The organism is Erwinia pyri (assembly GCF_030758455.1).
Lineage (GTDB): Bacteria > Pseudomonadota > Gammaproteobacteria > Enterobacterales > Enterobacteriaceae > Erwinia > Erwinia pyri.
Genome location: NZ_CP132353.1, coordinates 2,595,624 through 2,617,762 on the forward strand (window position 1 = coordinate 2,595,624; position 22,139 = coordinate 2,617,762).

At 52.0% G+C, this 22,139-nt stretch carries 31 protein-coding genes; 10 read left to right on the top strand and 21 right to left on the bottom strand.

Features of this window, described 5'->3' with window-relative positions; genetic code table 11:
* Positions 1–11 precede the first annotated feature (11 nt).
* From Q3V30_RS12105 to Q3V30_RS12170, 14 genes are all read right to left on the bottom strand, one after another.
* Positions 12–395, bottom strand: coding sequence for an antiterminator Q family protein (locus Q3V30_RS12105; protein WP_306205973.1), 384 nt, complete (start codon positions 393–395; stop codon positions 12–14).
* A complete protein-coding gene (locus tag Q3V30_RS12110) occupies positions 388–1,413 on the bottom strand; it encodes a DUF968 domain-containing protein (RefSeq protein WP_306205974.1) in 1,026 nt (341 codons plus the stop codon). The genes Q3V30_RS12105 and Q3V30_RS12110 overlap by 8 nt, the downstream gene beginning before the upstream one ends.
* Before the next feature lie 9 nt (positions 1,414–1,422).
* The gene (locus tag Q3V30_RS12115; protein ID WP_306205976.1) at positions 1,423–2,217 is read right to left on the bottom strand and encodes a KilA-N domain-containing protein; all 795 of its coding nucleotides are present in this window, start codon (positions 2,215–2,217) and stop codon (positions 1,423–1,425) included.
* 197 nt (positions 2,218–2,414) lie between these two features.
* Positions 2,415–3,281 carry a putative phage abortive infection protein gene (locus tag Q3V30_RS12120; protein WP_306205979.1) on the bottom strand — a complete coding sequence of 289 codons (867 nt, stop codon included), beginning with the start codon at positions 3,279–3,281 and terminating at the stop codon, positions 2,415–2,417.
* Positions 3,281–3,646, bottom strand: a complete 366-nt coding sequence (locus Q3V30_RS12125) for a RusA family crossover junction endodeoxyribonuclease (RefSeq protein WP_306205981.1) — start codon at positions 3,644–3,646, stop codon at positions 3,281–3,283. Before Q3V30_RS12125 ends, Q3V30_RS12120 begins: the two co-directional genes overlap by 1 nt.
* Positions 3,643–3,963 carry an MT-A70 family methyltransferase gene (locus Q3V30_RS12130; protein WP_306205983.1) on the bottom strand — a complete coding sequence of 107 codons (321 nt, stop codon included), beginning with the start codon at positions 3,961–3,963 and terminating at the stop codon, positions 3,643–3,645. The genes Q3V30_RS12125 and Q3V30_RS12130 overlap by 4 nt, the downstream gene beginning before the upstream one ends.
* A complete protein-coding gene (locus Q3V30_RS12135) occupies positions 3,960–5,270 on the bottom strand; it encodes a ParB/RepB/Spo0J family partition protein (protein ID WP_306205985.1) in 1,311 nt (436 codons plus the stop codon). Before Q3V30_RS12135 ends, Q3V30_RS12130 begins: the two co-directional genes overlap by 4 nt.
* Positions 5,267–5,389 carry a hypothetical protein gene (locus Q3V30_RS12140; protein WP_306205987.1) on the bottom strand — a complete coding sequence of 41 codons (123 nt, stop codon included), beginning with the start codon at positions 5,387–5,389 and terminating at the stop codon, positions 5,267–5,269. The genes Q3V30_RS12135 and Q3V30_RS12140 overlap by 4 nt, the downstream gene beginning before the upstream one ends.
* Entirely contained in the window at positions 5,386–5,832 is a 447-nt protein-coding gene (locus Q3V30_RS12145; protein WP_306205990.1) for an ANR family transcriptional regulator, read from the bottom strand. The genes Q3V30_RS12140 and Q3V30_RS12145 overlap by 4 nt, the downstream gene beginning before the upstream one ends.
* On the bottom strand, positions 5,829–6,788 hold the full coding sequence (locus tag Q3V30_RS12150) for a conserved phage C-terminal domain-containing protein (protein WP_428979204.1): 960 nt from the start codon (positions 6,786–6,788) through the stop codon (positions 5,829–5,831). The genes Q3V30_RS12145 and Q3V30_RS12150 overlap by 4 nt, the downstream gene beginning before the upstream one ends.
* A 71-nt stretch (positions 6,789–6,859) precedes the next feature.
* Positions 6,860–7,036, bottom strand: a complete 177-nt coding sequence (locus tag Q3V30_RS12155; RefSeq protein WP_306205994.1) for a DUF4222 domain-containing protein — start codon at positions 7,034–7,036, stop codon at positions 6,860–6,862.
* Positions 7,033–7,233, bottom strand: a complete 201-nt coding sequence (locus tag Q3V30_RS12160) for a hypothetical protein (protein WP_306205996.1) — start codon at positions 7,231–7,233, stop codon at positions 7,033–7,035. The genes Q3V30_RS12155 and Q3V30_RS12160 overlap by 4 nt, the downstream gene beginning before the upstream one ends.
* Positions 7,234–7,255: 22 nt before the next feature.
* Positions 7,256–7,780: a YmfL family putative regulatory protein gene (locus Q3V30_RS12165; RefSeq protein ID WP_306205998.1), complete on the bottom strand. Its 525-nt coding sequence runs from the start codon at positions 7,778–7,780 to the stop codon at positions 7,256–7,258.
* 22 nt (positions 7,781–7,802) lie between these two features.
* The gene (locus Q3V30_RS12170) at positions 7,803–8,006 is read right to left on the bottom strand and encodes a Cro/CI family transcriptional regulator (RefSeq protein WP_306206000.1); all 204 of its coding nucleotides are present in this window, start codon (positions 8,004–8,006) and stop codon (positions 7,803–7,805) included.
* A 92-nt stretch (positions 8,007–8,098) separates the two neighbouring features.
* Between Q3V30_RS12170 and Q3V30_RS12175 the strand changes: the two genes are divergently transcribed.
* The 8 genes from Q3V30_RS12175 (at position 8,099) to Q3V30_RS12210 (ending at position 12,096) form a co-directional block, all read left to right on the top strand.
* Positions 8,099–8,758, top strand: a complete 660-nt coding sequence (locus Q3V30_RS12175; RefSeq protein ID WP_306213198.1) for a LexA family protein — start codon at positions 8,099–8,101, stop codon at positions 8,756–8,758.
* Between the two features lie 719 nt (positions 8,759–9,477).
* Positions 9,478–9,927, top strand: a complete 450-nt coding sequence (locus Q3V30_RS12180) for a hypothetical protein (RefSeq protein ID WP_306206002.1) — start codon at positions 9,478–9,480, stop codon at positions 9,925–9,927.
* Complete coding sequence (locus Q3V30_RS12185; RefSeq protein WP_306206004.1) at positions 9,888–10,070, top strand: DUF1317 family protein; 183 nt, start codon at positions 9,888–9,890, stop codon at positions 10,068–10,070. Before Q3V30_RS12180 ends, Q3V30_RS12185 begins: the two co-directional genes overlap by 40 nt.
* A 164-nt stretch (positions 10,071–10,234) precedes the next feature.
* Complete coding sequence (locus Q3V30_RS12190; protein WP_306206005.1) at positions 10,235–10,531, top strand: hypothetical protein; 297 nt, start codon at positions 10,235–10,237, stop codon at positions 10,529–10,531.
* Positions 10,528–10,938: a hypothetical protein gene (locus tag Q3V30_RS12195; RefSeq protein ID WP_306206007.1), complete on the top strand. Its 411-nt coding sequence runs from the start codon at positions 10,528–10,530 to the stop codon at positions 10,936–10,938. Before Q3V30_RS12190 ends, Q3V30_RS12195 begins: the two co-directional genes overlap by 4 nt.
* Positions 10,931–11,161, top strand: a complete 231-nt coding sequence (locus Q3V30_RS12200; protein WP_306206009.1) for a hypothetical protein — start codon at positions 10,931–10,933, stop codon at positions 11,159–11,161. Before Q3V30_RS12195 ends, Q3V30_RS12200 begins: the two co-directional genes overlap by 8 nt.
* Before the next feature lie 108 nt (positions 11,162–11,269).
* Complete coding sequence (locus tag Q3V30_RS12205) at positions 11,270–11,551, top strand: hypothetical protein (protein WP_306206011.1); 282 nt, start codon at positions 11,270–11,272, stop codon at positions 11,549–11,551.
* Positions 11,552–11,841: 290 nt separating this feature from the next.
* Positions 11,842–12,096 carry a pyocin activator PrtN family protein gene (locus Q3V30_RS12210; RefSeq protein ID WP_306206013.1) on the top strand — a complete coding sequence of 85 codons (255 nt, stop codon included), beginning with the start codon at positions 11,842–11,844 and terminating at the stop codon, positions 12,094–12,096.
* Positions 12,097–12,299: 203 nt separating this feature from the next.
* Here Q3V30_RS12210 and cutC read toward each other — a convergent pair whose 3' ends face one another.
* Positions 12,300–13,055: a copper homeostasis protein CutC gene (gene cutC / locus Q3V30_RS12215; RefSeq protein WP_306206015.1), complete on the bottom strand. Its 756-nt coding sequence runs from the start codon at positions 13,053–13,055 to the stop codon at positions 12,300–12,302.
* A 100-nt stretch (positions 13,056–13,155) separates the two neighbouring features.
* On the opposite strand from cutC, the gene Q3V30_RS12220 reads away from it, so the two are divergent.
* Entirely contained in the window at positions 13,156–14,316 is a 1,161-nt protein-coding gene (locus Q3V30_RS12220) for a MalY/PatB family protein (protein ID WP_306206017.1), read from the top strand.
* Here Q3V30_RS12220 and Q3V30_RS12225 read toward each other — a convergent pair.
* Positions 14,311–14,877, bottom strand: coding sequence for a VOC family protein (locus Q3V30_RS12225; RefSeq protein ID WP_428979205.1), 567 nt, complete (start codon positions 14,875–14,877; stop codon positions 14,311–14,313). The genes Q3V30_RS12220 and Q3V30_RS12225 overlap by 6 nt on opposite strands.
* A gap of 635 nt (positions 14,878–15,512) precedes the next feature.
* Here Q3V30_RS12225 and argS point away from each other — a divergent pair.
* On the top strand, positions 15,513–17,243 hold the full coding sequence (argS, locus tag Q3V30_RS12230) for an arginine--tRNA ligase (RefSeq protein ID WP_306206019.1): 1,731 nt from the start codon (positions 15,513–15,515) through the stop codon (positions 17,241–17,243).
* A gap of 78 nt (positions 17,244–17,321) precedes the next feature.
* Here argS and flhE read toward each other — a convergent pair whose 3' ends face one another.
* From flhE to cheY, 5 genes are all read right to left on the bottom strand, one after another.
* Positions 17,322–17,711 carry a flagellar protein FlhE gene (flhE, locus tag Q3V30_RS12235; RefSeq protein ID WP_306206021.1) on the bottom strand — a complete coding sequence of 130 codons (390 nt, stop codon included), beginning with the start codon at positions 17,709–17,711 and terminating at the stop codon, positions 17,322–17,324.
* On the bottom strand, positions 17,711–19,789 hold the full coding sequence (gene flhA / locus Q3V30_RS12240) for a flagellar biosynthesis protein FlhA (RefSeq protein WP_306206023.1): 2,079 nt from the start codon (positions 19,787–19,789) through the stop codon (positions 17,711–17,713). Before flhA ends, flhE begins: the two co-directional genes overlap by 1 nt.
* Entirely contained in the window at positions 19,789–20,931 is a 1,143-nt protein-coding gene (flhB, locus tag Q3V30_RS12245; RefSeq protein ID WP_306206025.1) for a flagellar biosynthesis protein FlhB, read from the bottom strand. The genes flhA and flhB overlap by 1 nt, the downstream gene beginning before the upstream one ends.
* Positions 20,932–21,081: 150 nt before the next feature.
* Positions 21,082–21,726 carry a protein phosphatase CheZ gene (gene cheZ, locus Q3V30_RS12250; protein WP_306206027.1) on the bottom strand — a complete coding sequence of 215 codons (645 nt, stop codon included), beginning with the start codon at positions 21,724–21,726 and terminating at the stop codon, positions 21,082–21,084.
* Between the two features lie 9 nt (positions 21,727–21,735).
* Positions 21,736–22,125, bottom strand: coding sequence for a chemotaxis response regulator CheY (gene cheY / locus Q3V30_RS12255; RefSeq protein WP_306206030.1), 390 nt, complete (start codon positions 22,123–22,125; stop codon positions 21,736–21,738).
* Positions 22,126–22,139: the final 14 nt, after the last annotated feature.

Here is a 22,139-nt window from a genome sequence, read left to right on the forward strand (position 1 = left end):
GAGTGACTTTTTCAGCTTTTTTGCATCCAGCTATCCATTTCAAGTTCAGCACCCGTCATGAGAATGCAGGCATCAATGAATGTTTCCGCTATCATCAGGCGTTGCCGGATTTTCCCTTCAGAACATTTGTTCCAGCGCGCAATGGTTGATTTAGAAACATCATACATATAGTGAAGCATGACTAAATCAAGTTCGTCTTGCCGGTTGGCCTTCGCCAGCATCCCCACAGCAGTATCTATTATCATCCCGTCGTTATCAGAGCATGATGGACGCTGTTTTTTGGTTTCCTGAAGTAATCCTTTAAACATCGCTCCTACAGGCGACCAGCCTACCCGTGAACCTTCATTAGCAGCCCAACCCCCCCACAGTTCTAATGCCAGCTGTATATCACGCATCTTGTCTCCCATTGTTCTTTCTGCCAGTGGCGATCACACCTATCGCCAGGGCTCTGTCGAGCGCACGAAGTAACAGTTCCGGCTGAGTGCCATATTTGCTTTCGAACGTTCTGGTATCCGCATGAATTTCATCGTGATGCGCTCTGCAAAGCGGTATCACAAATAAGTCATGCGCTTTTGTTGCCATGCCGCCAAGGCCATAGCCGATAAGGTGGTGAGGATCGTCAGCCTGCTTGCCACAGCACAGGCATGGCTGAGATTTAACCCACCGTGTATAGCTCTCATTCTCCCAGCGTTTCCGCTTAGGTCTGAGCATGTAGGACTCAGGACTCTCAGGATCGATGGCAAGCTCAACAACCTGCTTTGCCGCCTCTTCAAGTACACTGGTGGCGCTCCTGTGAGGCATGATTTCCGATTCGCGCAGGGTACCTGTCTCTACCTTCGCCTGTGGCATTTTCAGAACGCGGCGGGCCGGGGATTCCGGCATCAGGTCGATAACGCCATTGAGTGCGGCCCACCAGCACAATTCTGGCAACGTCACTTCATGCCCCTCCGGCAACATGAAGGACAGTCTCACCCTTTCAATCACCCAGATGGCAGCATTCCGCCTGGCTACCTCTGCCACGGTCTCAATTGAGGACATTTCCCGGAGCTCATTATCGTGGTGGAAGCACAGACGCAGAGCGCCATCCTCTGTCTTTAGCGAAGTTTCATCATGGCTGTGGTAATCACCATGCCACTGACAACCACGCTGGCTCATAAGCCATGCTTCCAGGCCACTTTTTCCTCCCGCTGCTAACAGAACTTTTCCGTTGCTCAGGAAATTAAATAATGCCGGATCATCCAGGAGCGCCTGCTTCGCCTCTCCAAGCTGACCGCTCGGAAATTCCTGCATGAATTCCGGCACGGTACTCACCAGAACGCGGCGGTTATAAAACAGAGGTGCTACTTCTTTTCCGGGCTTCAAAAGAACCACGCCGAGTTCGTTAACCCGGAATGGTGTCAGTATCGCTCTCATCGCTTCCCCTTATGCGGTTGTTGATGTGAGCATCAGGCGGATCAGTTCTTCAGATTTTGATGTGAAGAAATGAGGCTGGGTCTCTCTGGGGCTGTTTGGGTTCGTCACGTTCTTGGCGTATTGAAGCCCCTTAGTGGTGACGCACCAGAAGCTCTTCTGTCCGTTATTGGCTCTGCGTGAGTTGCTTGGCCGCGACATACGCTCTACCAGACCTAGTTTTTCCAGGCGCTTGTAAGCTTCACTTGTACTGACATCCAGGCGCTTATCGCGAAGCAAAGTTGTCAGTGATGTGGTTGGCCTGCTTGAACCATCCTGTGAGCCTGCAGGCGCGTCAATCGCATACACCGGCATCATGTTGGGTAGCCCGGCGAAGTCCTGAAGTTTCTGGTAAGCGCCCAGCTTGGATGAGTTGGAGAAGTTCAGCATACGCGCTGCTGATTCAAGGAGTATCACACCAGCCTGAATCTGGTCGGTCTTCTGGCTGACAGGTTGGCCGGTCGCCACGGCATCAAACGTTCTGATGACCTTCAGGTTGAAGGATGGGCTGATCCACATGGCATAGGCATAAACCAGCTCCTTACAGACATATGTGCCCTGCTGGTTCCCTCCCCTGATTACTTCTACCGGGAGCGAGTTGCTTTTTTGCAACTCGGTTCTTAATTGCTCTGTCTGCTCATTGCGAAGCCAGAAGGCAGGTTTGTGCCTGGTTTCACCACCAGCTGCACGGTGTAAATCATTCAGGCAGTAACGCCCGTCTTTATCCTGACGTACAGAAATACCGTCAATTACGAGTAACTGATTCATGATGCTCTCCCATTGATTTCTGACTGCCACCGTCTGCAAACGAATGACAATTCACTGGTTAAATGTACATGCTCAGATCGACCACTACAACCGCTTCTCCTCTGTTTTCGATTAAATTCTTTAATCCTGTCAACTTAACATGTTTTATTAAAAAATAACTTTTAAGACTTATACTCTTTAATAATTATAAAACATATCTAGGAAGCTAAAATATTGTTTAACTGGTTAAATTCCCTCAATAAATCTTTAGGGTTATATGAGGTATTCTCTCCAAAGGCAATTGGGTCCAAAAGTAAAACATGATATTTACTCATCAACTTATTAATTGGCATGTTATCGAAAATACTATATTCATATATATACTTTTCGAATTTTATCCCATCCACATCAAAAATATTATAAAACAATAACAGAAGCTCGTAGTTAGATATTTGCGCCCTCACTATTTTTGCATATGCTAGTTTTTCGCAATCTTTGATATCAGACTCGTAAATGTATTTAAAAATATTATAAAGAAACCTAAAATAGTGACCTAAGTTGATAGCAATGTGCTTCCCCTGCTTAGAGTAACTTTCATTGATATGGATGTACATATCTGAAAGTGATTCATAATTTCTAGTCTCAACCTTTTTATTAATATCATTAACAGTGAGTTCATAAATAAGCTTAAAACTTGACCGCCCTTGTCTAACTGGATCTTCGCCCTCCTCAGGATTCACCTTTCTCACGTGTATAGCAGAAATGACATCCTGCAACAATGAAAGCATCTGAAAGAGATTGTTTTCAAAGCTTTGTTTGGTTGTAAAATAAACTTGCTTCTGTGTAAAGCTCTCTGAATGCTTAAAAGCTTCAGCTTGCATAATTAGGGAATATGAAACCCCCAGAAATGCTAATACTGAAAAAATCGATGTAAGCATCCCCCATGAGTCGCCAAAGGTACCCAAACTATCTTTATCAATACCATTGAAAGGCCAAATGCCATCTGTTAGAGCACAAAAATAATACACTACTATAAGTATAAATATTGAAAGCATAGCTAACAGTAATCTCAGTCTTTTACGCATTACATTCTTCCTTTTGAGTAGCTTTTGATTATCACTACTGCTTTGCCATTTGGCAATAAGTCTCCCCATTCGACAGTCATCCGCTTAATCTGGCTGTCATCAGCCCATACTCCTGCGTGCGTCATACTGTCGAACAGCACCTTCTGGAAGTTGTCCAGATCACGCTTAGCGCGGGTCGGAGGATAAAGGATGACGTGAATATCAATCTCATGAGTGATTGGCTGTGGACGGCGCTTAAGCTGTTCCATTACTGCGCCAATAGCATTCACCCGGTAGGTGCGCCCTCTTGCGCTTATTAGCATGCCCTTCCCTGTGGCACGCCAGTAACCGTTTACGCTGGGTGGGAATGGTAATGTCAGCTTCAAGCAACCCTCCCCGGCACCAACTGGATGCTGTTCTCACACTCATTGCCCCAGATATCCCATCCCTCTGACGGACGCCGGGAGAAAAGTTCTATGTGCGAGACATCGCCATAAAGCTCTTCAAGCCTGAATCTGGCCTCTTCAACGTGCGTTCCGGTGTACCACATCACCAGCACTGAGTTATCTTCAGCAAGCTCCCACACGGGGGGCCTCTTCAGGTCTGTCAGGTTCATTGTGCTGTAGTGGCCATCCGCAGCACCCCGGCTGATTGTGTTGCCGTACTGCCACGGCGGATCAGCGTATATCAGGCCATATTTCATTTGGACACCTTTGCTGAAAGCTCAGAGATAACTGACTTAACCGCTGAACGAAGCGTTCTGATATTGGTCCAGGTGGCGCTCAATGTGCAGTCCAGGAGACTCAGATAATCCGGTACCGAACCGATGTCTGCCCTGTTCTCCAGGTAAACTGTATTGAAGCGCTGGAACATCTCTTCCTGAACTTCTTCGGCGGCGTATTTACCGTTTACCCAAGTGCGCAGTTCGCTGGAAGAGAAATAGCTTTTTGCCAACTCTACTGCTTTGCGGATCGTCTCTGCCGGTACAACAACCAGCTCTGGCTGCTCCAGAGAATCAGAAGCCCATGAGTGTGCATACTTCGATTCGCTGAACGTGAAGGTTTCTTTGTCGCCGAACGCGGCCGCCGCACACGCCCACACCTGTATTCCGCTCTGCTGGATAATCTGCTCTTTCACAAGCGGAATCTCCGGGGCTGGCTCAGCCTGTTCTGTGTGCTCAACTACAGGAGATTCATCCCCCTTAACGCCTTTGCGGTAATCAGCCAGGATAGCGGCGATCTCATCCACCAGCTCTTCACGGACTACCAGCGATTTGCAGCCTCCTGACATCAGGCCAACTTCAGCATCTACCAGCAACTCACACAGGCGGCGGGCTTTAATGGCGCTGAATTGCGGCATGGCTGCTGCTTTGGTCAGTTTCTTCTTGCCGGCGGCTTTGGCCTTGGCCAGCTGTTCTTCAGCAACCGCGCCAGCTTTCGTGCCGAACTCGCGGGACATTGAAACCGCAGTCGTCGCGGCAACCTCACCCGAACGCACCATGCCGATCAGCTCGTCGCCACACTCCAGCAGCTGAAGGTGATGCTCAACGTCAGCAACCGAGCGTTTCACCTTTTTGGCAATCTCCGCTTCAGTCCAGCCCTGGTTCATCAGGCGCTGATAAGCAGCTGCACGTTCCAGTGGTAACAGCGCACGTCCCTGAGAACTGGTAACCATCAGCGCAATGCGATCGGCTTCAGTACCCTTAGCGTCTTTGCACTCCAGACGGGCAACTTCATGACCAGCCTCTGTTGCCATCACTGCGCCGTAATAGCGGTGGTGACCGTCGATAATCTTCAGGCCCTGCTCAGTGACCTGCACGATCAGTGCCGGGACTTCCTCTCCTGCAATTAACGCATCACGGAATTCTTCTACGTGCTGCTGATCGATGTCACGGACGTTGTAGCCGGGCTCAACGTAAAACTCTTTCAGACCTGCGTAATAGGTTTTGCGTGGCACGATGTCAGTTGCCGATTCTTCGCGGTTTTTGTGAATTACTGAAAGTGACGTCATTTGCTTACCATCTCCGTAGCCAGGGCCAGTACCAGCAGCGCAATCAGAACTACCGCAGTGCGGATGCCGTGATAAAAAATTTTGTTATGAGAGAAATGCTCTTTCAGACGGGTTTTCATGAATCCCTCCAGAGGTCTGCTACCGGAGAGCTGTAGACCCGGATGCCAGGCGTGTCATAAGCAATCCCGATCTGCCCACAACTGATGCAGTACTCACGGCGGGCAGTAGCTTTGTCGCGCGCCTCTTCGTTATTCGTGGAGTCCATTGCCAGTAACCATTCACGGGCAGCGCGGCGCCATAAACCACGTTTCTCCAGTTCAACCGCTTTCGCACGGTGCGCTTCGTACTTCATGCCCAGGGTAGCCCGATCAGACTCCAGTGGGAGGCGGTAGAAAAACGGATGGGCTTTCTGCGCATAACGGACAACGATTTCCTGCGTGTACAGCTCACTCATGAGGGGCTGAACCAGGCGACGTGGAATGCCTGCACCATCTGCAATCTGTGTTGACGTGCAACCAGGGTTTTTGCGAATAAACTCAATAGCCATTTCACGAATATTCATGCTGCGTTACTCCCGGAGGTGCGCTGAGCGCAGTCTTTCCAGATACTGTTCCAGCGACTGACGGCGAAGCTTGCGTTCATGGACCGGACGCCCGCCCTGCTGGCTTCAGCCTTGACCTTCTCTTCCAGTGGGCTTGGGTTCCTGAGCGGTTTACCACTCCCGATGAACCGGCGATAAGCAGCGTCCCGTTCGGTATGGTCAGCTCTTACGCCACCCATAGTCACTCCGTTCTCACGCACCCACTCGCCGTTAACGCACTTCGGACGGCCAGCCTCAATCCAGCGCTTTGCACCTGTCAGGTACCCTGGGAATTTGGTTGGCTGGAACATCGTCACTGGCCGGAGGAATTCAGCCATCTTCAGGTCCTGAGCCCATTTGGCATTCAGGTAATCGGTAGTCTCAATCAGCTCGTCAACGGTGAACCCTTCAGCCAGGCGGGCACGGATGTTCTCAAGCGAGGACTTGCTGACCTGATAGCGTGAACCCGTTACCTGGTTGAGATGGGTTAAAACCTGCTTAGCCATGTCAGTCAAAACCACTTCAGGGTCGGTCTGCGCAGCAGGCTGATAGGAAGTCTTTTTATCTGATGGTTCATGTTTTGAATTTACTAACGGATCGCCCCCAGATTTCAGAGGGTCAAAACCTGTTTCACGCATTGATTCCGACGGGTCAGAATTTGAGGCTTCATATTTTGATGCGTCAGATTCTGAGGCGTCAGATTCGAGCGCATGAACTTTTGACGCTGCAGCACGGAGCATGGCAACATTCAGCTGGTAAACATTGGACGCGTTACGGTTACCCTGGCGGCGCTGGCGGCGGCTTAACCATCCAGCCTTGACCAGTTTGCCGATCGCATTACGGACAGTGCTCTCACCCGCCCCAATCTGACGGGCAATAGTCGTTACGCTGGGCCAGCAAACGCCTTCGTCATTACACCAGTCAGCCAGTCGAGCCATGATCACTACCTCCGACAACTTCATACCAGACAAAGCGCAGCCGTCCCAAACGTATGCGGATAACTTAACGCTCATAGAACCCTCTTGAATCGCTTGATGAATCTGTCGACCGGGTAAGTAAGCTCGTGGGGATAACCTTCCCGCGTGTAGATAACTGCGTTGTTTTGCTTGTCCCAGCGAATGACGGTGACCAGAACGCCACGGTGATCGCGATAAACACGGTTGAGGTTCTGACTGTCTTCATTCACGCCTTCCCCCGTGCCAGGTCGTTAAACTTCTTCCAGAACGACTCCACATCTACCCGAGGCAAATCGTATTGGTAGTTGTTGAACGTCTCCTGACCAGCTATCTTGGCCACATAGACGAAACGGCACGGCATCTTGCCACCAGCCACACCAGACACACGCAATTGCGGAATGCCAGCTTTTACGAGTAAACTGTTCATGTGTTGATCTCCCAAAGATTCTTCACACACCACGAGAGCCAGAGGCTGCAACCTGCTGGCTCTCAACTTTTCTGTTAGTTACCAATTCCAGCGCATCCGCCTGAACGCCATGTAATGCCGCCCATGCCAGAAAACCCTTCAGCGTGTACTTCACAGAATTCATTACCTGCTGGCTGATATGCTTCAGTTCCTGCTTATCAACCACGCCATCTTCTTCAGCATCGATCTTCGCCTGAGCAACCTTTCCCCGAGCCGCATCAGCACGAAGCTGGATGCTGAACAGTTCTACGTTGTCGATCTCATCTGGCAGAGGGTTATTAACCACCAGCATTCCGAACTGACCGGCGAAGTAATCAGCCAGGAACGGCTGGTTAACTACGTGCTGCATTTTGGCCAGCTGCTCCAGCGTGAAGAAGAGAGTCCCGTTCTTCATGTGCAGGCGATTGTTAAACTCCGAGTAAGAAATACCCATCTGTTCAGCTATTTGCGCGTTAGTACCTGAGAACGCCTTGCACACCTGGATTACTAATTTCTGTAGATCCACCATTTTACTCACCCTTTGGTAGTTATCAGGCTTTAGCTGATCGGTTATTGTGCGTTGCATAGAGCTGTGGCTCATAACGCAGCGCTCCTTTAGTAATACGTTCGAGACGCATCGCCTGTTTTTCGGGAATTACCGCACCCCAGCGTGAAATTGCAGGGTGTTTAATACCTAAAGCATCGGCGGTTTTCACAACGCCACCGAAATGCTGAATGACAAGGTTTTTGTACATTTATGTCTCCTCTTTTGGAATCAGATGAAGGTAACAAAAGTTACCAAATTACGCAAACATCTTTTACATCGGAATCGCGTAACATTAGTTACATGAAAACCGAGATGAATGACCGTATCAGACAGAGACGCACCCAACTGGACTACACACAGCAACAGTTGGCTAAGCTCTTAGGGGTTAGCCGTGTATCTGTAACCAAATGGGAGAACGGGAGTGTTAAACCGGCAGGTGAAAATCTTCACCATCTGGCAAAAGCGCTTACCTGTTCGCCAGAATGGTTGCTCTATGGAACGGGAGATCACATCAAGGACGATACAAGGCTAAAACCAATCACCCCGCCGATGATATCGGTGCCGGTAATATCTTCAGTTCAGGCCGGTGCCTGGACAGATTCATATGCGGCAGCCCGGCTGAGTGATGTAATCAGGTGGTGTTCTACGACTGTGAAGGTTTCTGATGATGCATTCGCGTTGGACGTCCGAGGCGAATCTATGACAAATCCCAATGGGTACCCAAGTATTCCGGAAGGCTCCACTGTTATCGTGGAACCAAACTATGGATCGTTCACTGAACTCAACGGAAAGATTGTTGTTGCTGTGATTGATGGTAGTTCTGATGCAACGGTTAAGAAGATGGTCGTAGATGGGCCTTACCACTATCTGATGCCCCTAAACCCTAATTTTAAGCCTATTGAATGCGATAATTCCTGCAGGATTTTAGGAAAAGTAGTTCAAGTCCTTCAAGAGCTTTAACCTCCTCCTGCCCGCGAATGCGGGTTTATTTTTGCCCATTAAGGTAACTCCTGTTACCAAAACTATTGACACTCACTGTAACTTTAATTACCTTAAGTCTATACGATAGCTAACATCGGTTACTCAGATGTTGGTCTCGGTAAAATGCTGTGTGTAGTCTTGGCGGGTAGCCGGCTCTTCAACCTCACCGGGGCAATTGAAGATTCTGAAACCGGTATACCCGCACTTTTTGCACATCAGGTAAGGGTATTTGCAATGTGGGTGCTTTTAAGCGCTTTAGAGACGCAAAGTGAATGCCCTTACCTGTGGTGAATTGATGGGTTGCAGCGGCGCATCCCTTAACCGGTGACCTAATAATTAGGGCAATCCGCTTAACCGTGACGATGGGACTAAGCGCGAGAAATACGGGTGTAACAGTTGGGCCAATGACCGCTGGGAAAGATCAGCACACAACAGGTAAGAGCACTTTTCCGTGGCGAAGGAAACTCAAGAAGACCTCCCTGAACTGATTGGTGCTCTTTCCGATGTGGTCATATCCGGTGATAGTCAGGTCCATCCCACCTGACGCAGGTTCAACTCCTGCCACCACTTCAATCATTTGGGAGAATCCGGCTGTGGTGCGTTGCAGCGTCCACCAGCCAATCTAAAACACTATGGCTCTCTGAATTATTGCCAATCTGGCAAGGGATTCGTGCAGCCTGAAATCGACAGAGGCACACATGGCAGAAGTTGCAGCATTAACCACTTCAGAGCTCGTTTCAGAAGCTTTCGGTAAAGCAAAAGAGCTGGATAAGTTTTCCCCGGAGACCGCCAGCCTGCTTCGCGCATTGGCAATAAGGCTTGATGTCCGCCAGGCGATCGTCAAAGCGTCACCAGATGCTCTGGTACCGCGTTATGAGCCTGACTACATGATGCAAATGAACCATGAGATGGCTTTCATGCGTCGCTGTGAACATGGCCAATATGTGAAATATGAAGAGCTGGCCATCTTCATGGAGCAGAACGTCCACATGAAGATGGTGCAAACCACCCTCTCACTGGCTCTCGATCTTCCCGGCGTTAAATCTTTTGCAGCTGAAGTGATCGACCGGGTTCTGAACGGGGCAACTCCTGGAATGGAGGGTTACCCATGCGTTCGCCAACCGATGACATCACAGTTGGATTCGTAACCTTCATCTACAGCCGCCAGCAGCACGGATGGCTCTGTATGCAGTATGGGGTTGTCTCAAATCCCATCAAAGCTCAGAACCTCGCTGAAAAGCTGAATGGCCATCTTAACGGGAAGCATGGGAGCCAGATTTATGTCCACTAAAAAAGCAAAGTTGACCGAGCGTCATGCCCGGAAACTTCACATGGGATGCTATACCCCAGTTAAACATCACAACCGCGGGAACATGCACCTCATCAAATTCAATATGGGCATGTATTACGGCTCCCTTAGTCATTTGGCTCACGCAACCTTTATCAAAGTGAAGCATGATCATGAAATTAACTGAACATGAAATGCGCGGCGTGATTACCGGTAAGGCTCTGCCAGCTGATATTCGTTTCGGTGAAAGCGTACCCGCATATTTGGTTCGTAAGTTTGATGAGTTTCAGGAGCAGGTGAAGGCACTGCCGGCGGAGAATGAGGAGCTGAAATATGTGATAGCGCAGTTATTGCAGGATGCCCAGCGTATTCAGCAACTCGAACCAAACGCTGGAACTGAAGCAAGGATTAGCACAGCTAAAAATGCACTGCGCGCTGCGCCAGATGCGGAGGAAGGGGTATGACCCAATACCGTCACGCTCCAGAGATAACCGATGAAGTAATAACTGATGCTTTTGCGAACTACAACTTTGGACGAACTGATTATCGTGAGTTTCTGGGTTACAGCGTTTTGAAAAAGGTTTGCGGCTGGCATTGTGGCCACACCATTACGAGCATCATGGTTGACCTTAAACTGATCACGCCGAAGCATTTCAAACTGACAAAATTGGGACAGATGTTTCTTTCTGATAGCTACGATGATCCACTGAGAACTACACCTGCGTCAGCCGTCGTTCCAGAGGGGTGGAAGCTTGTACCGGTTGAGCCGACAGGGGCAATGTACGCAGCTGGTGACGAACAGCTAACCACCAAACAAGTTTGGGATGCCATGCTGGCAGCGGCCCTGGCGCCGGGAGGTGATGATGTCTGATAATTATCAGCGCCGCGGCAATCAGCTTACCTGCGGCCGTCGATGGACATCTGATGATGTTGCATCTCTGGAAAAACTCGCTTCCACCACTTCGCCAAAGTTGATAGCAAAGAAGCTTAAACGCTCTTACGAGTCAGTAAGACAAAAAGCCAAGCAGCGTAAGGTATCTTTCTTGGCTGAACGACGAAGGAATATGGAGGAGAAAACTAAGCCAAATTTATGACACAAATTACTGTGTTTATAACCAGTATTTTTCTTTAAGCAGTTCCCAAATAGGTGTAATGTGATATGTGAAGTAACCACGCAACCCATTAACCATAAAGGAAATATTATGTCATATACCGATCAGGATTTTGAAGACCTGCAAGACCTTAACACTCTTTATCGCGGTGCCATTCTGGATACTACTGAAGTTATCGGCTGGGGTATCGAAATTCTGACAAAGGTGGTTGCCGCAAGTGATGCTGGCACGCCGGGTTCACTCTCTCCATACGATCAGTATCAGGCTAAACAGACCCTGATGTACCTCAAGGGGCGTAAAAACGAGAATGACCAGTACCGCAAATCAACTGACGCTCCGCCACGCACTTTTGAGCAGTACGAACACCCGTAATTGATGTTTGACCCGACAGCCGCCCATGAGGCGGCTTTTTAATATGTACAGGAGCTCAGCACGCTTACAGGATTTATATTGCTAAGTACCTCAGCCAGCAACCCCGGCGTCGGGAGGTGGCGATGCCTAATCCTCCACTACCTGGCGATCCGAATGGTTGTTACTTTCTCTCTATAGAGGATTCGGATTGCTGGCAAACATTCGGTTGGCATGACCTGAAATAATAGGTGTGACATGTCACGGTAGTTTTATCCCCGTTGCAGCGGGTAATGAAGATGGGAGACTCGATTATGAACACAATGTTTTTACTGATGGCAGAATACAATACTGCGGTAATACCTCTTTCAGCAGTCAGCGAGAAATATTTTGGTATGAAGCCGGAGCATGCTGAGAGAAAAGCAGCAACCTGCAAACTGCCTATCGTGACCTTCCGTGCAGGGAGTACTCAGAAGGCACCCAGGATGGTTCACATTAAGGACCTGGCTGATTATATCGATCAGCAAAGAACCGAGGGAATTGCGCTTCATCAGATCCTGCAAAAGTGAACTTCTACGGGGCTAATGAGCCCCTTTTTATTGTCGTTTTTTTACTGTCATTTCTGCGCGAATTTCACTATCATTGCACCCCTAGAGCACCCCAATACAATTTAAGTGATTGATTAGATGAAAAAAAGCCCCACCAAAATGATGGGGCCTGGTACTTGCAAACATCACGTCTTTTACTGGCGTGCTGCGCGGCAAAATCGGCGTCAGGCGACTCTCACCGGCGAACTGAGCGACAGCGCCACCTTCATCGCTTCAACCATATCGGTATCCACGCAGGTGCGGCTGAACTCATCGGTTTCTGCTACAGAACTCATAGAGACACCGGCTTTGCGGTAACGCATGGGTGAGGCAACCCGCTGGCTGGCTGAGCTGTGAACCTCACTCAAACCAGCATCAATAAACTTTTGCAAATTGCTGAGGCGCACGCCGGCCCCAGCCATAATGATAGGACCCCGGGTCATCCTGTTTAGTTCCTTAAGCAGCGCTAATCCGCTTTCTGCGCTTTGCTGCTGACCAGAGGTCAGGATCCTCGCCACGCCCAGGTCGGTCAGCTGTTGCAGCGCCATTAAGGGACTGTGGCAGAGATCGAAAGCACGGTGAAAGGTTACCGCCATGCCTTCACACAGCGGCATGATCTGCTTCATCCTGGGCAGATCAATATGGCCATCCACATCCAGTACCCCCACCACCACGCCGGGAAAACCGAGTTCACGGATCAGAGCGATATCCGATTTTATCTCATTAAATTCACTGTTCGTGAAGCAAAAGTCGCCGCCACGTGGGCGAACGATAGGATGAACGGGCAGCGTAAGCGTCGCGCGGGCCTGTTTCAGGCTGCCTGCAGAGGGAGTTAACCCGCCCTCGGCAGGTGCAGCGCAGAGTTCTACCCGATCCGCTCCTGCCTTCTCGGCAGCCAGTGCACAATCGACTCCATAGCAGCATACTTCCAGTTTTAGCATCCCATCCTCCTGTTAATGACTGCTGGCTGGTTGTGTAAATCTTTCCGGATGTTTAGTCTGAATCCAGAACCTAAGATTAATATTAACGGGAATCACTAACATGGCATGCAATTTTAATGAACGGATCGATCGCCGTCACAGCGATAGCCTGAAATGGCAGAAATATGGTGATCAGGACGTCCTCCCACTCTGGGTGGCTGACACAGATTTTCGTTCACCGGATTGCGTTATCGATGCGCTTAAGCAGCGTGTGGAGCACGGAGTTTTTGGCTACGGCAACCCTCCAGCTGAGTTAACTGAGGTGATTATTGCCCGTCTTGCTGAACGGTATCAGTGGGCGGTTGAGCCTGAGTGGCTGGTATTTTTACCCGGCATCGTCAGCGGACTGAATCTCGCCGTACGCGCTTTTACTGAATCGCATCAGGGTACCCTTGCCCCTACGCCCATTTATCCTCCTTTCCGCTCCTCATCCGCACTCGCTAAACGCACGCAGCGGAATGCGCAGATGCGGTTAGAGGAAAATCGCTGGGTGATGGATCTCGCGGCGCTCGAGCCACAGATGAGTGGAAACGAAAAGCTGTTAATGCTGTGTAACCCGCATAATCCGGGCGGAACGGTCTATCGTCGCGATGAGCTTGAAGCACAGCTGCGCTTTGCTAAACGGCATGATTTGATCGTCTGTTCCGATGAGATCCACTGCGATCTGCTGCTGGAACCTGGCGTCAGACATATACCTTTTGCCACCCTGAGCGAGGACGCCGCGCAGCGCTCGGTCACTCTGATGTCCCCTTCGAAAACGTTCAATATTGCCGGTCTGGGCGCTTCCCTGGCGATTATCCCCAATCCTGAACTGCGCAAGCGCTTTACTCAGCAGCGCCAGGGGATCGTACCGAGTGTCGATATTCTGGCTTATGTTGCTGCAACGGCGGCCTGGCGCGACGGTCAGCCGTGGCTGGAGGAAAAACTGGCTTACCTGCGTGAAAACCGTGACCTTATTACCCGCCGCGTCAATGCGATGCCTGGCCTGTCGCTGGTTGCGCCAGAGGCGACCTATCTTGCGTGGATTGACGCCAGCCAGCTTAAGGTCCCCAGTCCGGCACAGTTCTTTGAACAGCATGGACTGGGGTTCTCGCCAGGGCGTGATTTTGGCGATGACGGTTTTGTCCGGTTCAATTTCGGTTGCCCGCGCGCGCTGGTGGAAGAAGCCTTAAAGCGGATGGAGAACGCCATTAGCGCGCTCCCCCGCCAGAACATCTTATAGCTCGCTGTCGACGATCTCTTTCAGGCTCCAGGGATGGAACTTGATCGTCACGCTGCCATCGGTAATGGCCAGGGTAGGATTAGGAAGGCGTTCCCCTGCGCCCTTTGGGGCGCTGCTTTTGATGGAGATCCCCTGCTGAGTCAGCCCGCTGTCAGAGCAAAGTGCCAGCGCGCGGCTTCCTAATTGCTCCACATCTCCTCTTAAAACCACTTCAATATGTTCCCAACCTTCGTGCCGATAAAGGCGGTTGCCTGGCCATGGCAGTTCAACAACGCTTATCTCCCAAGGCCCCACGCTTAACGGCGACTCCAGTTCAAAAAGGCTCACAGGACGGCCATTAATCTCTTTTTCAGAAAGCAGGACGCCATGCTGCAAAAAGCCTGTTTTCCAGCGCTCTGCCGTGGTGTTCTGATGGCAGCGCACCGCAATGTGATCGACCTCCAGCTGCGTCAGCGCTAATCCCAGCCGATCCGCCAAATCGTAAAGGGAGTGTAAAAAACGGGGTAAATCATTAGCCAGATCGTTTAATTCTTCTGCATTTTTGCCTGCAAACAGCGTCATTTGCTTACCTTACTGTAGTTTTTCTTACCATTTATTTTCTGACAGGCCCGATTACCGGGCCAGCGTAACTGATGATTACGCCACATTTCATAAAGAACCCGCTCTTTTAAGACGATATTTAAATCAAATTTCCAGTTTAAGCTGGTTCAGGGCCACGCTAATATTTAGAAAGTGGCCTTTAACTTTTTGTTTTAGTTTACTTAAATTTATACAATGCGACTATTCTTAAATCCTGTTGAGGTCGTTGTGGGTTATTCTGGATCCTTATAGATTTGTTCCGACCCTCATACAAGGAAAAGCAAAATGCTTATGTTAATTTTAGTTGCAGTGCTAATTGCAATGATGGGGTTTGCGCTGGTCCGCCACTGGAAGGTACGTAACGATAAAACTACCATTGCGAGTCCCCATCGTCCTCATCGTGCAGCCCGTCGCCGCTAAAGATTTTGGCGGGAAACAGAGCCCGTTTCCCGCCGCCCTCGCCAGAGTCTCAGGTTCCTGGATAACTCTGCCTGAAATGCAGTATACTTTTCCCCTTCTTTTTTAGCGGTGCCAGTGTACAACAAAACCTTGTTGGCTGGCCTCGCTCAGGGTGACGGCCTGCATAACGGCAGGCTTTTTAGCATATAAGGTAACTTGTGAATATTCAGGCGCTTCTCTCAGAAAAAGTCAGTCAGGCGATGATCGCCGCCGGCGCTCCGGCCGATTGCGAACCGCAGGTGCGGCAGTCCGCCAAGGTTCAGTTTGGTGATTACCAGGCGAACGGCATCATGGCCGTAGCCAAAAAGCTCGGTATGGCGCCCCGACAACTGGCAGAAGAGGTTCTGAAGCACCTGGCGTTAACCGGCATAGCCAGCAAAATCGAGATCGCCGGCCCTGGCTTCATTAATCTGTTTCTGGATAAAGCCTGGCTCTCTGCTCAGGTTGATCAGGTAGCAGCTGCGCCTCGTCTGGGTGTTGCGCCCGTCACGCCGCAGACCATCGTCATCGACTACTCTGCGCCAAATGTGGCGAAAGAGATGCATGTCGGTCACGTGCGCTCTACCATCATCGGTGATGCCGCCGTGCGCACGCTGGAGTTCCTCGGCCACAATATTATTCGCGCCAACCATGTGGGCGACTGGGGAACCCAGTTCGGGATGCTGATCGCCTTCCTGGAGAAGCAGCAGAATGAGCATCACGAAGATATCGCGCTCTCCGATCTGGAGAACTTCTACCGCGAAGCGAAGCGCACCTATGACGAAGACCCGGAGTTTGCCGAGCGCGCGCGTGGTTATGTGGTGAAACTGCAGGGCGGGGATGAATATTGCCTGGCCATGTGGAAGAAGCTGGTGGATATCACCATGAAGCAGAATCAGCTGATTTATGACCGCATGAACGTCACGCTGACCCGTAAAGATGTAATGGGCGAAAGTCTTTACAACTCCATGCTGCCGGGCATTGTTGATGACCTGAAGGCCAAAGGTCTGGCGGTAGAGAGTGAAGGCGCCACGGTAGTGTTTCTGGATGAGTATAAAAACAAAGATGGCGACCCGATGGGCGTTATCATTCGTAAGAAGGATGGAGGCTACCTCTATACCACTACGGATATTGCCTGTGCCAAATACCGTTACGAGACGCTGCATGCCGACCGCGTGCTCTATTACATCGATTCGCGCCAGCACCAGCATCTGATGCAGGCCTGGACCATCGTACGTAAAGCTGGCTATGTACCGGAGTCTGTCCCGCTGGAGCACCATGCGTTCGGCATGATGCTTGGAAAAGATGGCAAGCCGTTTAAAACCCGCGCGGGCGGCACCATCAAGCTCTCCGATCTGCTGGATGAAGCGGTAGAGCGCGCCACTAAGCTGGTGGCGGAGAAAAATCCCGATATGCCTGCCGATGAGCTGAAAGCGCTGGCCAACACCGTCGGCATCGGCGCGGTTAAATATGCTGACCTTTCCAAGAGCCGCACCACGGATTACATCTTCGACTGGGACAACATGCTCGCCTTTGAAGGTAACACCGCGCCATACATGCAGTATGCCTATACTCGTGTGCTGTCGGTATTCCGTAAAGCGGGGATTGATGAGTCAGGCGTGACCGGCAATGTGCAGATCACCGAAGATCGTGAAGCAGCGTTAGCGGTTCGTCTGCTGCAGTTTGAGGAGACGATCACTCAGGTCGCCCGTGACGGTACGCCCCATGTGATGTGCGCTTACCTCTATGAGCTGGCCGGTCTCTTTTCCGGCTTCTACGAGCACTGCCCCATCCTGACGGCCAGTGACGAAGCAACAAAGCAGAGCCGTCTGAAGCTGGCGCTGTTAACCGCCAGAACCCTGAAGCAGGGGCTGGACACGCTGGGCATCGAGACTGTAGAGAGAATGTAATTTTCCTGCAGATCAACAAAGGGGACGAAGCGATTCGTCCCCTTTTTGCGTTTCAGAGCGGTCCGCCCGGATCGGTACTTAGTGGTAATTCACCATGACCTGATTACTCAGCACCCGCAAATCCTTGTGCAGCCTGCCCTTTCCCTGAACGCCATAGACAAAATAGAGTTCCTGGTAAGCGGTCAGGTTACTTAACCCACGCGTTGTACCGCTGGCGCCGTCAAGTGGGACGCAGCGCTTTTCCGCACAGAGATGGACAACCAGACCGGATGGCGCCGGCCCGGTCAGCACATAGCGCCAGGAGACCTCCGTAATCGCCCCGTTAACGGGCTCTCTGGCCGTCAGCGCCGGCGAGGAGGCCTGCATGCCGCGGTTCTGCAACCCCGGCCCTGGTGAACTGGCCTGCCAGGCCCCGCTGGCGGAAGCGAGACCCGGCAGCAACACCAGCAGAGAGAGCAGCCGTTTCATCAGTGGCCTCCAATAGTAGAGGTCATGCGGATCTGACGATTATCGGTCAGCTCCAGATTGGAGATCACTATCATCTGCGGCATATTGCGGCGCAGGAAGCGAGCCAGCAAGGCACGCAGCGGATGGTTAACCAGCAACACTGGCGGTGCCCCCAGCGACTCCTGATGATCCAGCGCGCCCTGCGCCTGCGCCATCAGGCGGTCAGCCAGCCCTGGTTCCAGTCCACCGCCGCCCTGCAGAGCCTGAAGCAGCAGACGTTCCAGCGTGGTATCCAGTCCAATGACCTGCACCTCGCCGTTCCCCGGGAACCACTGTTGCGTAATAGCACGGCCCAGCGCGACGCGCACCACGGAGGTCAGCTCGTGCGGATCGCTCTGCACGGCAGCGTGTTCCGCCAGCGTCTCGATAATGGTGCGCATATCACGAATAGAGACACGTTCAGCCAGCAGATTCTGCAACACTTTATGCAGCGTGGTCAGGGTGATCACGCCGGGAATTAAATCTTCCGTAAGTTTCGGCATCTCCTGAGTGACGCGATCCAGCAGCTGCTGCGCTTCCTGGCGGCCAAACAGCTCGCTGGCATACTGACCAATGAGATGGTTCAGGTGCGTTGCCACCACGGTACTGGCTTCCACCACGGTAAAGCCCTGAATCTGCGCCTGCTCTTTCAGCGCGCTGTCAATCCAGGTTGCGGCAAGGCCAAAGGCGGGATCGACGGTAGGCTCACCCGGCAGGCTGCCTGCCGCCGTGCCTGGATTGATCGCCATCCAGCGGCCAGGATAGGCATCCCCGCTGCCGATCTCCACCCCTTTCATCAGAATGCGGTAGCGTGCAGGCGGCAGATCCATATTGTCGCGAATATGCACGACCGGCGGCAGGAAGCCCATCTCCTGAGCGAACTTTTTCCGGATGCTGCGGATACGTCCCAACAGTTCACCATCCTGCTGATGGTCAACCATCGGGATCAGGCGGTAGCCCACTTCCATCCCCAGCGAATCTTCAAGCTGAACGTCGGTCCAGGAGGCTTCGGTGTTAGAGGCGGTTTCCATCTGTTTCGGCTGGATTTTCGGTTCAGCTTTAGGCTTGCTCTCTTTGCCGCGAAGATACCAGGCGAGTCCAAGCAGCCCTGCGGTAAACAGCAGGAATACCAGGTTTGGCATGCCTGGCACCAGGCCCAGCAGGCCCAGTACGCCGGCACTCAGCATCATCACGCGAGGATTTTTGAACAGCTGGGTAACCATCTGTTCGCCCACGTCCTGATCGGTGCCCACGCGGGTTACGATCACACCAGCGGCAGTTGAGATAACCAGAGCAGGGATCTGAGCCACAAGCCCATCACCGATAGTCAGCAGCGTATAGCTTTCGGCCGCATGGCCCACATCCATCCCGTGCTGGATGACGCCGACCAGCAGGCCACCCACCACGTTGATCACCATGATCATGATGCCGGCGATGGCATCCCCACGAACGAACTTACTCGCACCGTCCATCGAACCGTAGAAGTCCGCTTCCTGGGTCACGTCAGAACGACGCTGCTTCGCTTCATCTTCCCCAATCAGACCGGCATTCAGGTCGGCATCGATAGCCATCTGCTTGCCGGGCATCCCGTCCAGCACAAAGCGCGCGCCCACTTCGGCGATACGGCCCGCACCCTTGGTGATAACCATAAAGTTGATGATAACGAGGATGATAAACACCACGATACCGATGGCGAAGTTACCGCCAACCAGGAAGTGGCCGAACGCTTCAACCACCTGCCCTGCGGCGGAGGCCCCGGTGTGGCCTTCCATCAGAATGATACGAGTGGAAGCGACGTTCAGCGCCAGACGCAACAGCGTTGAAAAGAGAAGAATGGTCGGGAAGGCAGCGAACTCCAGCGTCTTCTGGGTGAACATCGCCACCAGAAGCACCATGATCGACAGCGCGATATTAAAGGTAAACAGCAGATCCAGGATGAAAGGCGGCAGCGGCAGCACCATCATCGAGAGGATCATCAGAATCAATACCGGGCCGGCCATTACCTGCCATTGGGTATCTTTAATATTCGGTAACCGTAATAAAGCGGCCAGATTCGCCATCAGTCATCTTCTCTTGTGGCAAAGTCCAGCGCTTCCGGCACCGGTAAATTGTCAGGTTTTTTCGGGGCAAGACCACCCTCCAGCTTCCAGCGACGGAGTTGCCATACCCAGGCTAACACTTCTGCTACGGCCGCATATAACGTTCCCGGAATATGCTGGCCAATCTCACTGTGTCGGTACAACGCACGCGCCAGCGGCGGTGCTTCTAAAACAGGAATACGGTGCTCTTTACCCAGTTCACGAATGCGCAGGGCGATCTCCCCTGCCCCTTTCGCCACCACTTTCGGGGCGCTCATTTTGCGTTCGTCATACTGTAAGGCGACAGAGTAGTGCGTCGGGTTGGTGACGATAACATCCGCTTTCGGCACATCGGCCATCATGCGTCGGCGGGCTGCGGCACGCATTTGCTGACGGATGCGCCCTTTTACGTGCGGGTCACCTTCCTGCTGCTTGTACTCATCGCGGATATCCTGGCGAGTCATCCGCAGCCCTTTGAAGTAGCTGTAGAGCTGCCAGAAGACGTCGAAGCCCACCATCGGCGACAGCCCCAGAACGATCAGGATGCTGCACATCGCAATCATATTCAGCGCGTTTGCCAGTGCGCTGTAGGGGTTTTCGCTGATCAGCCGCAGCATATCTGGCCAGTGGCTGCTGATATAAAGCCAGGTCACGCAGCCCACCAGAATCGCTTTCAATACGGACTTCAGTAATTCCGCGGCGGACTGAGCGGAAAAGAGCCGCCCTAACCCTTTTATCGGGTTCATCTTCCCCAGATCGAACTTCAGCGCCTTGCTGAAAACGATGCCGCCCAGCAGCATCGGCGCGGCGATGGCGACCAGTACCAGACCGGCCATCATCGGGATCAGTGCAAACACTCCCTGAGTCACCAGATTGCCCAGCAGATGGAACATCTGGCTGGTATCGCTGACTACGGAGTGATTGAATTTGAGCCCGTCGGCCAGCAGCGCACCGATTTTTCGCGCCATAGAGGCCCCGGTCATCCACAAAATAGAGAGCCCCGCCACCAGCATCAGCACCGAAGTCAGCTCGCGCGAACGCGGTATCTGTCCCTCTTCTCGTGCTTTTTCTATTCGGTGGGGGGTTGCGGATTCGGTCTTTTCCTCTTCGCTGTCTCCGGCCACGGCAGCCTTTCCTCAATAGGGAATTTCAGGTGCCAGCATGCCAAATTGGCGCAGGGATAATGCCGCGAGTAAACGCGTAAAAAGGGGGTTATTTGCGGGATGGCAAAAATAGCAGGAGCTGGCGGGCGCCAGCTCCTGTCAAAGACAAGCTTAAAACCCGAGGCTGTCCAGCAGATCGTCTACCTGATCCTGATTCGCTACTACGCCAGGCGCAGCACCGTTGATCTGGGGACCATTCAGTAAACTGTCCACATCCTTCTTCGGACGGTCAGCCTGATCCGGGATATTATCCAGCAGCACCATTAACAGCTGGCGCTCAATTTCCTGAATGACATCCATCATGCGCTTGATAACCTGACCGGTCAGGTCCTGGAAATCCTGCGCCATCATGATTTCCATCAGCTGGGCGTTGGTGAAAGCGGTGTGTTCAGGCACGGAGTCCAGATAGCCACGGGTATCCGAAACCAGAGAGCGGGCATCTGCCAGTTCGACAGGGTTTTCAAACCACGCATCCCAACGACCTTTCAGCGCTTTCGCGCCATCTTCCATCAGCGTCTGACGTGGCTGTGAGGCCTCCACGCAGTTCAGTGCGCGTTCTGCCGCCTGAGCGGTCATTTGCACTACGTAATCCAGGCGGTCGCGGGCATCAGGAATTGCTTCCGCCGCGTCAGCAATAGCTTGATCCAGTCCCAATTCACGCAGGCTGTCGCGCAGCATCCGCGTCAGCGAGCCAATTCGGGAGATTATGTCGTTGGCGGAAGCCGCATCAACATTTGGTGTCGGAAGTGTGCTCATCTCGGCTCCTTACATACCCAGCTTTTCGAAGATCTTGCCTAACTTCTCTTCAAGGGTCGCTGCAGTAAAAGGTTTAACGACGTAGCCGCTGGCACCAGCCTGAGCAGCCGCAATAATATTCTCTTTCTTGGCTTCCGCCGTGACCATCAGCACCGGTAGCTTGCTCATCGCCGCATCCGCACGAATGGTCTTCAGCAGTTCCAGGCCGTCCATGTTGGGCATGTTCCAGTCGGAGACCACGAAATCAAAGCCGCCTGCGCGCAGTTTGTTCAGGGCATCCACACCATCTTCCGCTTCATCAACGTTGTTGAAGCCGAGCTCTTTCAGGAGGTTACGGACGATACGACGCATCGTATTGAAGTCGTCGACCACCAGAAACCGCATATTTTTATCAACCATACTCACTCCCGTTA

Coding starts and splice junctions, on each gene's coding strand:
- Q3V30_RS12225 (WP_428979205.1), bottom strand. CDS start 14,877: ATGACGCTGTTTGCAGGCAAAAATGCAGAAGAATTAAACGATCTGGCT.
- Q3V30_RS12105 (WP_306205973.1), bottom strand. CDS start 395: ATGCGTGATATACAGCTGGCATTAGAACTGTGGGGGGGTTGGGCTGCT.
- Q3V30_RS12170 (WP_306206000.1), bottom strand. CDS start 8,006: ATGTACAAAAACCTTGTCATTCAGCATTTCGGTGGCGTTGTGAAAACC.
- Q3V30_RS12160 (WP_306205996.1), bottom strand. CDS start 7,233: ATGAACAGTTTACTCGTAAAAGCTGGCATTCCGCAATTGCGTGTGTCT.
- Q3V30_RS12185 (WP_306206004.1), top strand. CDS start 9,888: ATGCGTTCGCCAACCGATGACATCACAGTTGGATTCGTAACCTTCATC.
- Q3V30_RS12120 (WP_306205979.1), bottom strand. CDS start 3,281: ATGCGTAAAAGACTGAGATTACTGTTAGCTATGCTTTCAATATTTATA.
- cheY (WP_306206030.1), bottom strand. CDS start 22,125: ATGGTTGATAAAAATATGCGGTTTCTGGTGGTCGACGACTTCAATACG.
- cutC (WP_306206015.1), bottom strand. CDS start 13,055: ATGCTAAAACTGGAAGTATGCTGCTATGGAGTCGATTGTGCACTGGCT.
- Q3V30_RS12150 (WP_428979204.1), bottom strand. CDS start 6,788: ATGGCTCGACTGGCTGACTGGTGTAATGACGAAGGCGTTTGCTGGCCC.
- flhE (WP_306206021.1), bottom strand. CDS start 17,711: ATGAAACGGCTGCTCTCTCTGCTGGTGTTGCTGCCGGGTCTCGCTTCC.
- Q3V30_RS12135 (WP_306205985.1), bottom strand. CDS start 5,270: ATGACGTCACTTTCAGTAATTCACAAAAACCGCGAAGAATCGGCAACT.
- Q3V30_RS12220 (WP_306206017.1), top strand. CDS start 13,156: ATGGCATGCAATTTTAATGAACGGATCGATCGCCGTCACAGCGATAGC.
- Q3V30_RS12110 (WP_306205974.1), bottom strand. CDS start 1,413: ATGAGAGCGATACTGACACCATTCCGGGTTAACGAACTCGGCGTGGTT.
- Q3V30_RS12115 (WP_306205976.1), bottom strand. CDS start 2,217: ATGAATCAGTTACTCGTAATTGACGGTATTTCTGTACGTCAGGATAAA.
- Q3V30_RS12205 (WP_306206011.1), top strand. CDS start 11,270: ATGTCATATACCGATCAGGATTTTGAAGACCTGCAAGACCTTAACACT.
- Q3V30_RS12180 (WP_306206002.1), top strand. CDS start 9,478: ATGGCAGAAGTTGCAGCATTAACCACTTCAGAGCTCGTTTCAGAAGCT.
- Q3V30_RS12175 (WP_306213198.1), top strand. CDS start 8,099: ATGAAAACCGAGATGAATGACCGTATCAGACAGAGACGCACCCAACTG.
- Q3V30_RS12200 (WP_306206009.1), top strand. CDS start 10,931: ATGTCTGATAATTATCAGCGCCGCGGCAATCAGCTTACCTGCGGCCGT.
- Q3V30_RS12210 (WP_306206013.1), top strand. CDS start 11,842: ATGAACACAATGTTTTTACTGATGGCAGAATACAATACTGCGGTAATA.
- Q3V30_RS12190 (WP_306206005.1), top strand. CDS start 10,235: ATGATCATGAAATTAACTGAACATGAAATGCGCGGCGTGATTACCGGT.
- Q3V30_RS12145 (WP_306205990.1), bottom strand. CDS start 5,832: ATGAATATTCGTGAAATGGCTATTGAGTTTATTCGCAAAAACCCTGGT.
- flhA (WP_306206023.1), bottom strand. CDS start 19,789: ATGGCGAATCTGGCCGCTTTATTACGGTTACCGAATATTAAAGATACC.
- Q3V30_RS12165 (WP_306205998.1), bottom strand. CDS start 7,780: ATGGTGGATCTACAGAAATTAGTAATCCAGGTGTGCAAGGCGTTCTCA.
- cheZ (WP_306206027.1), bottom strand. CDS start 21,726: ATGAGCACACTTCCGACACCAAATGTTGATGCGGCTTCCGCCAACGAC.
- Q3V30_RS12130 (WP_306205983.1), bottom strand. CDS start 3,963: ATGAAATATGGCCTGATATACGCTGATCCGCCGTGGCAGTACGGCAAC.
- Q3V30_RS12195 (WP_306206007.1), top strand. CDS start 10,528: ATGACCCAATACCGTCACGCTCCAGAGATAACCGATGAAGTAATAACT.
- Q3V30_RS12140 (WP_306205987.1), bottom strand. CDS start 5,389: ATGAAAACCCGTCTGAAAGAGCATTTCTCTCATAACAAAATTTTTTAT.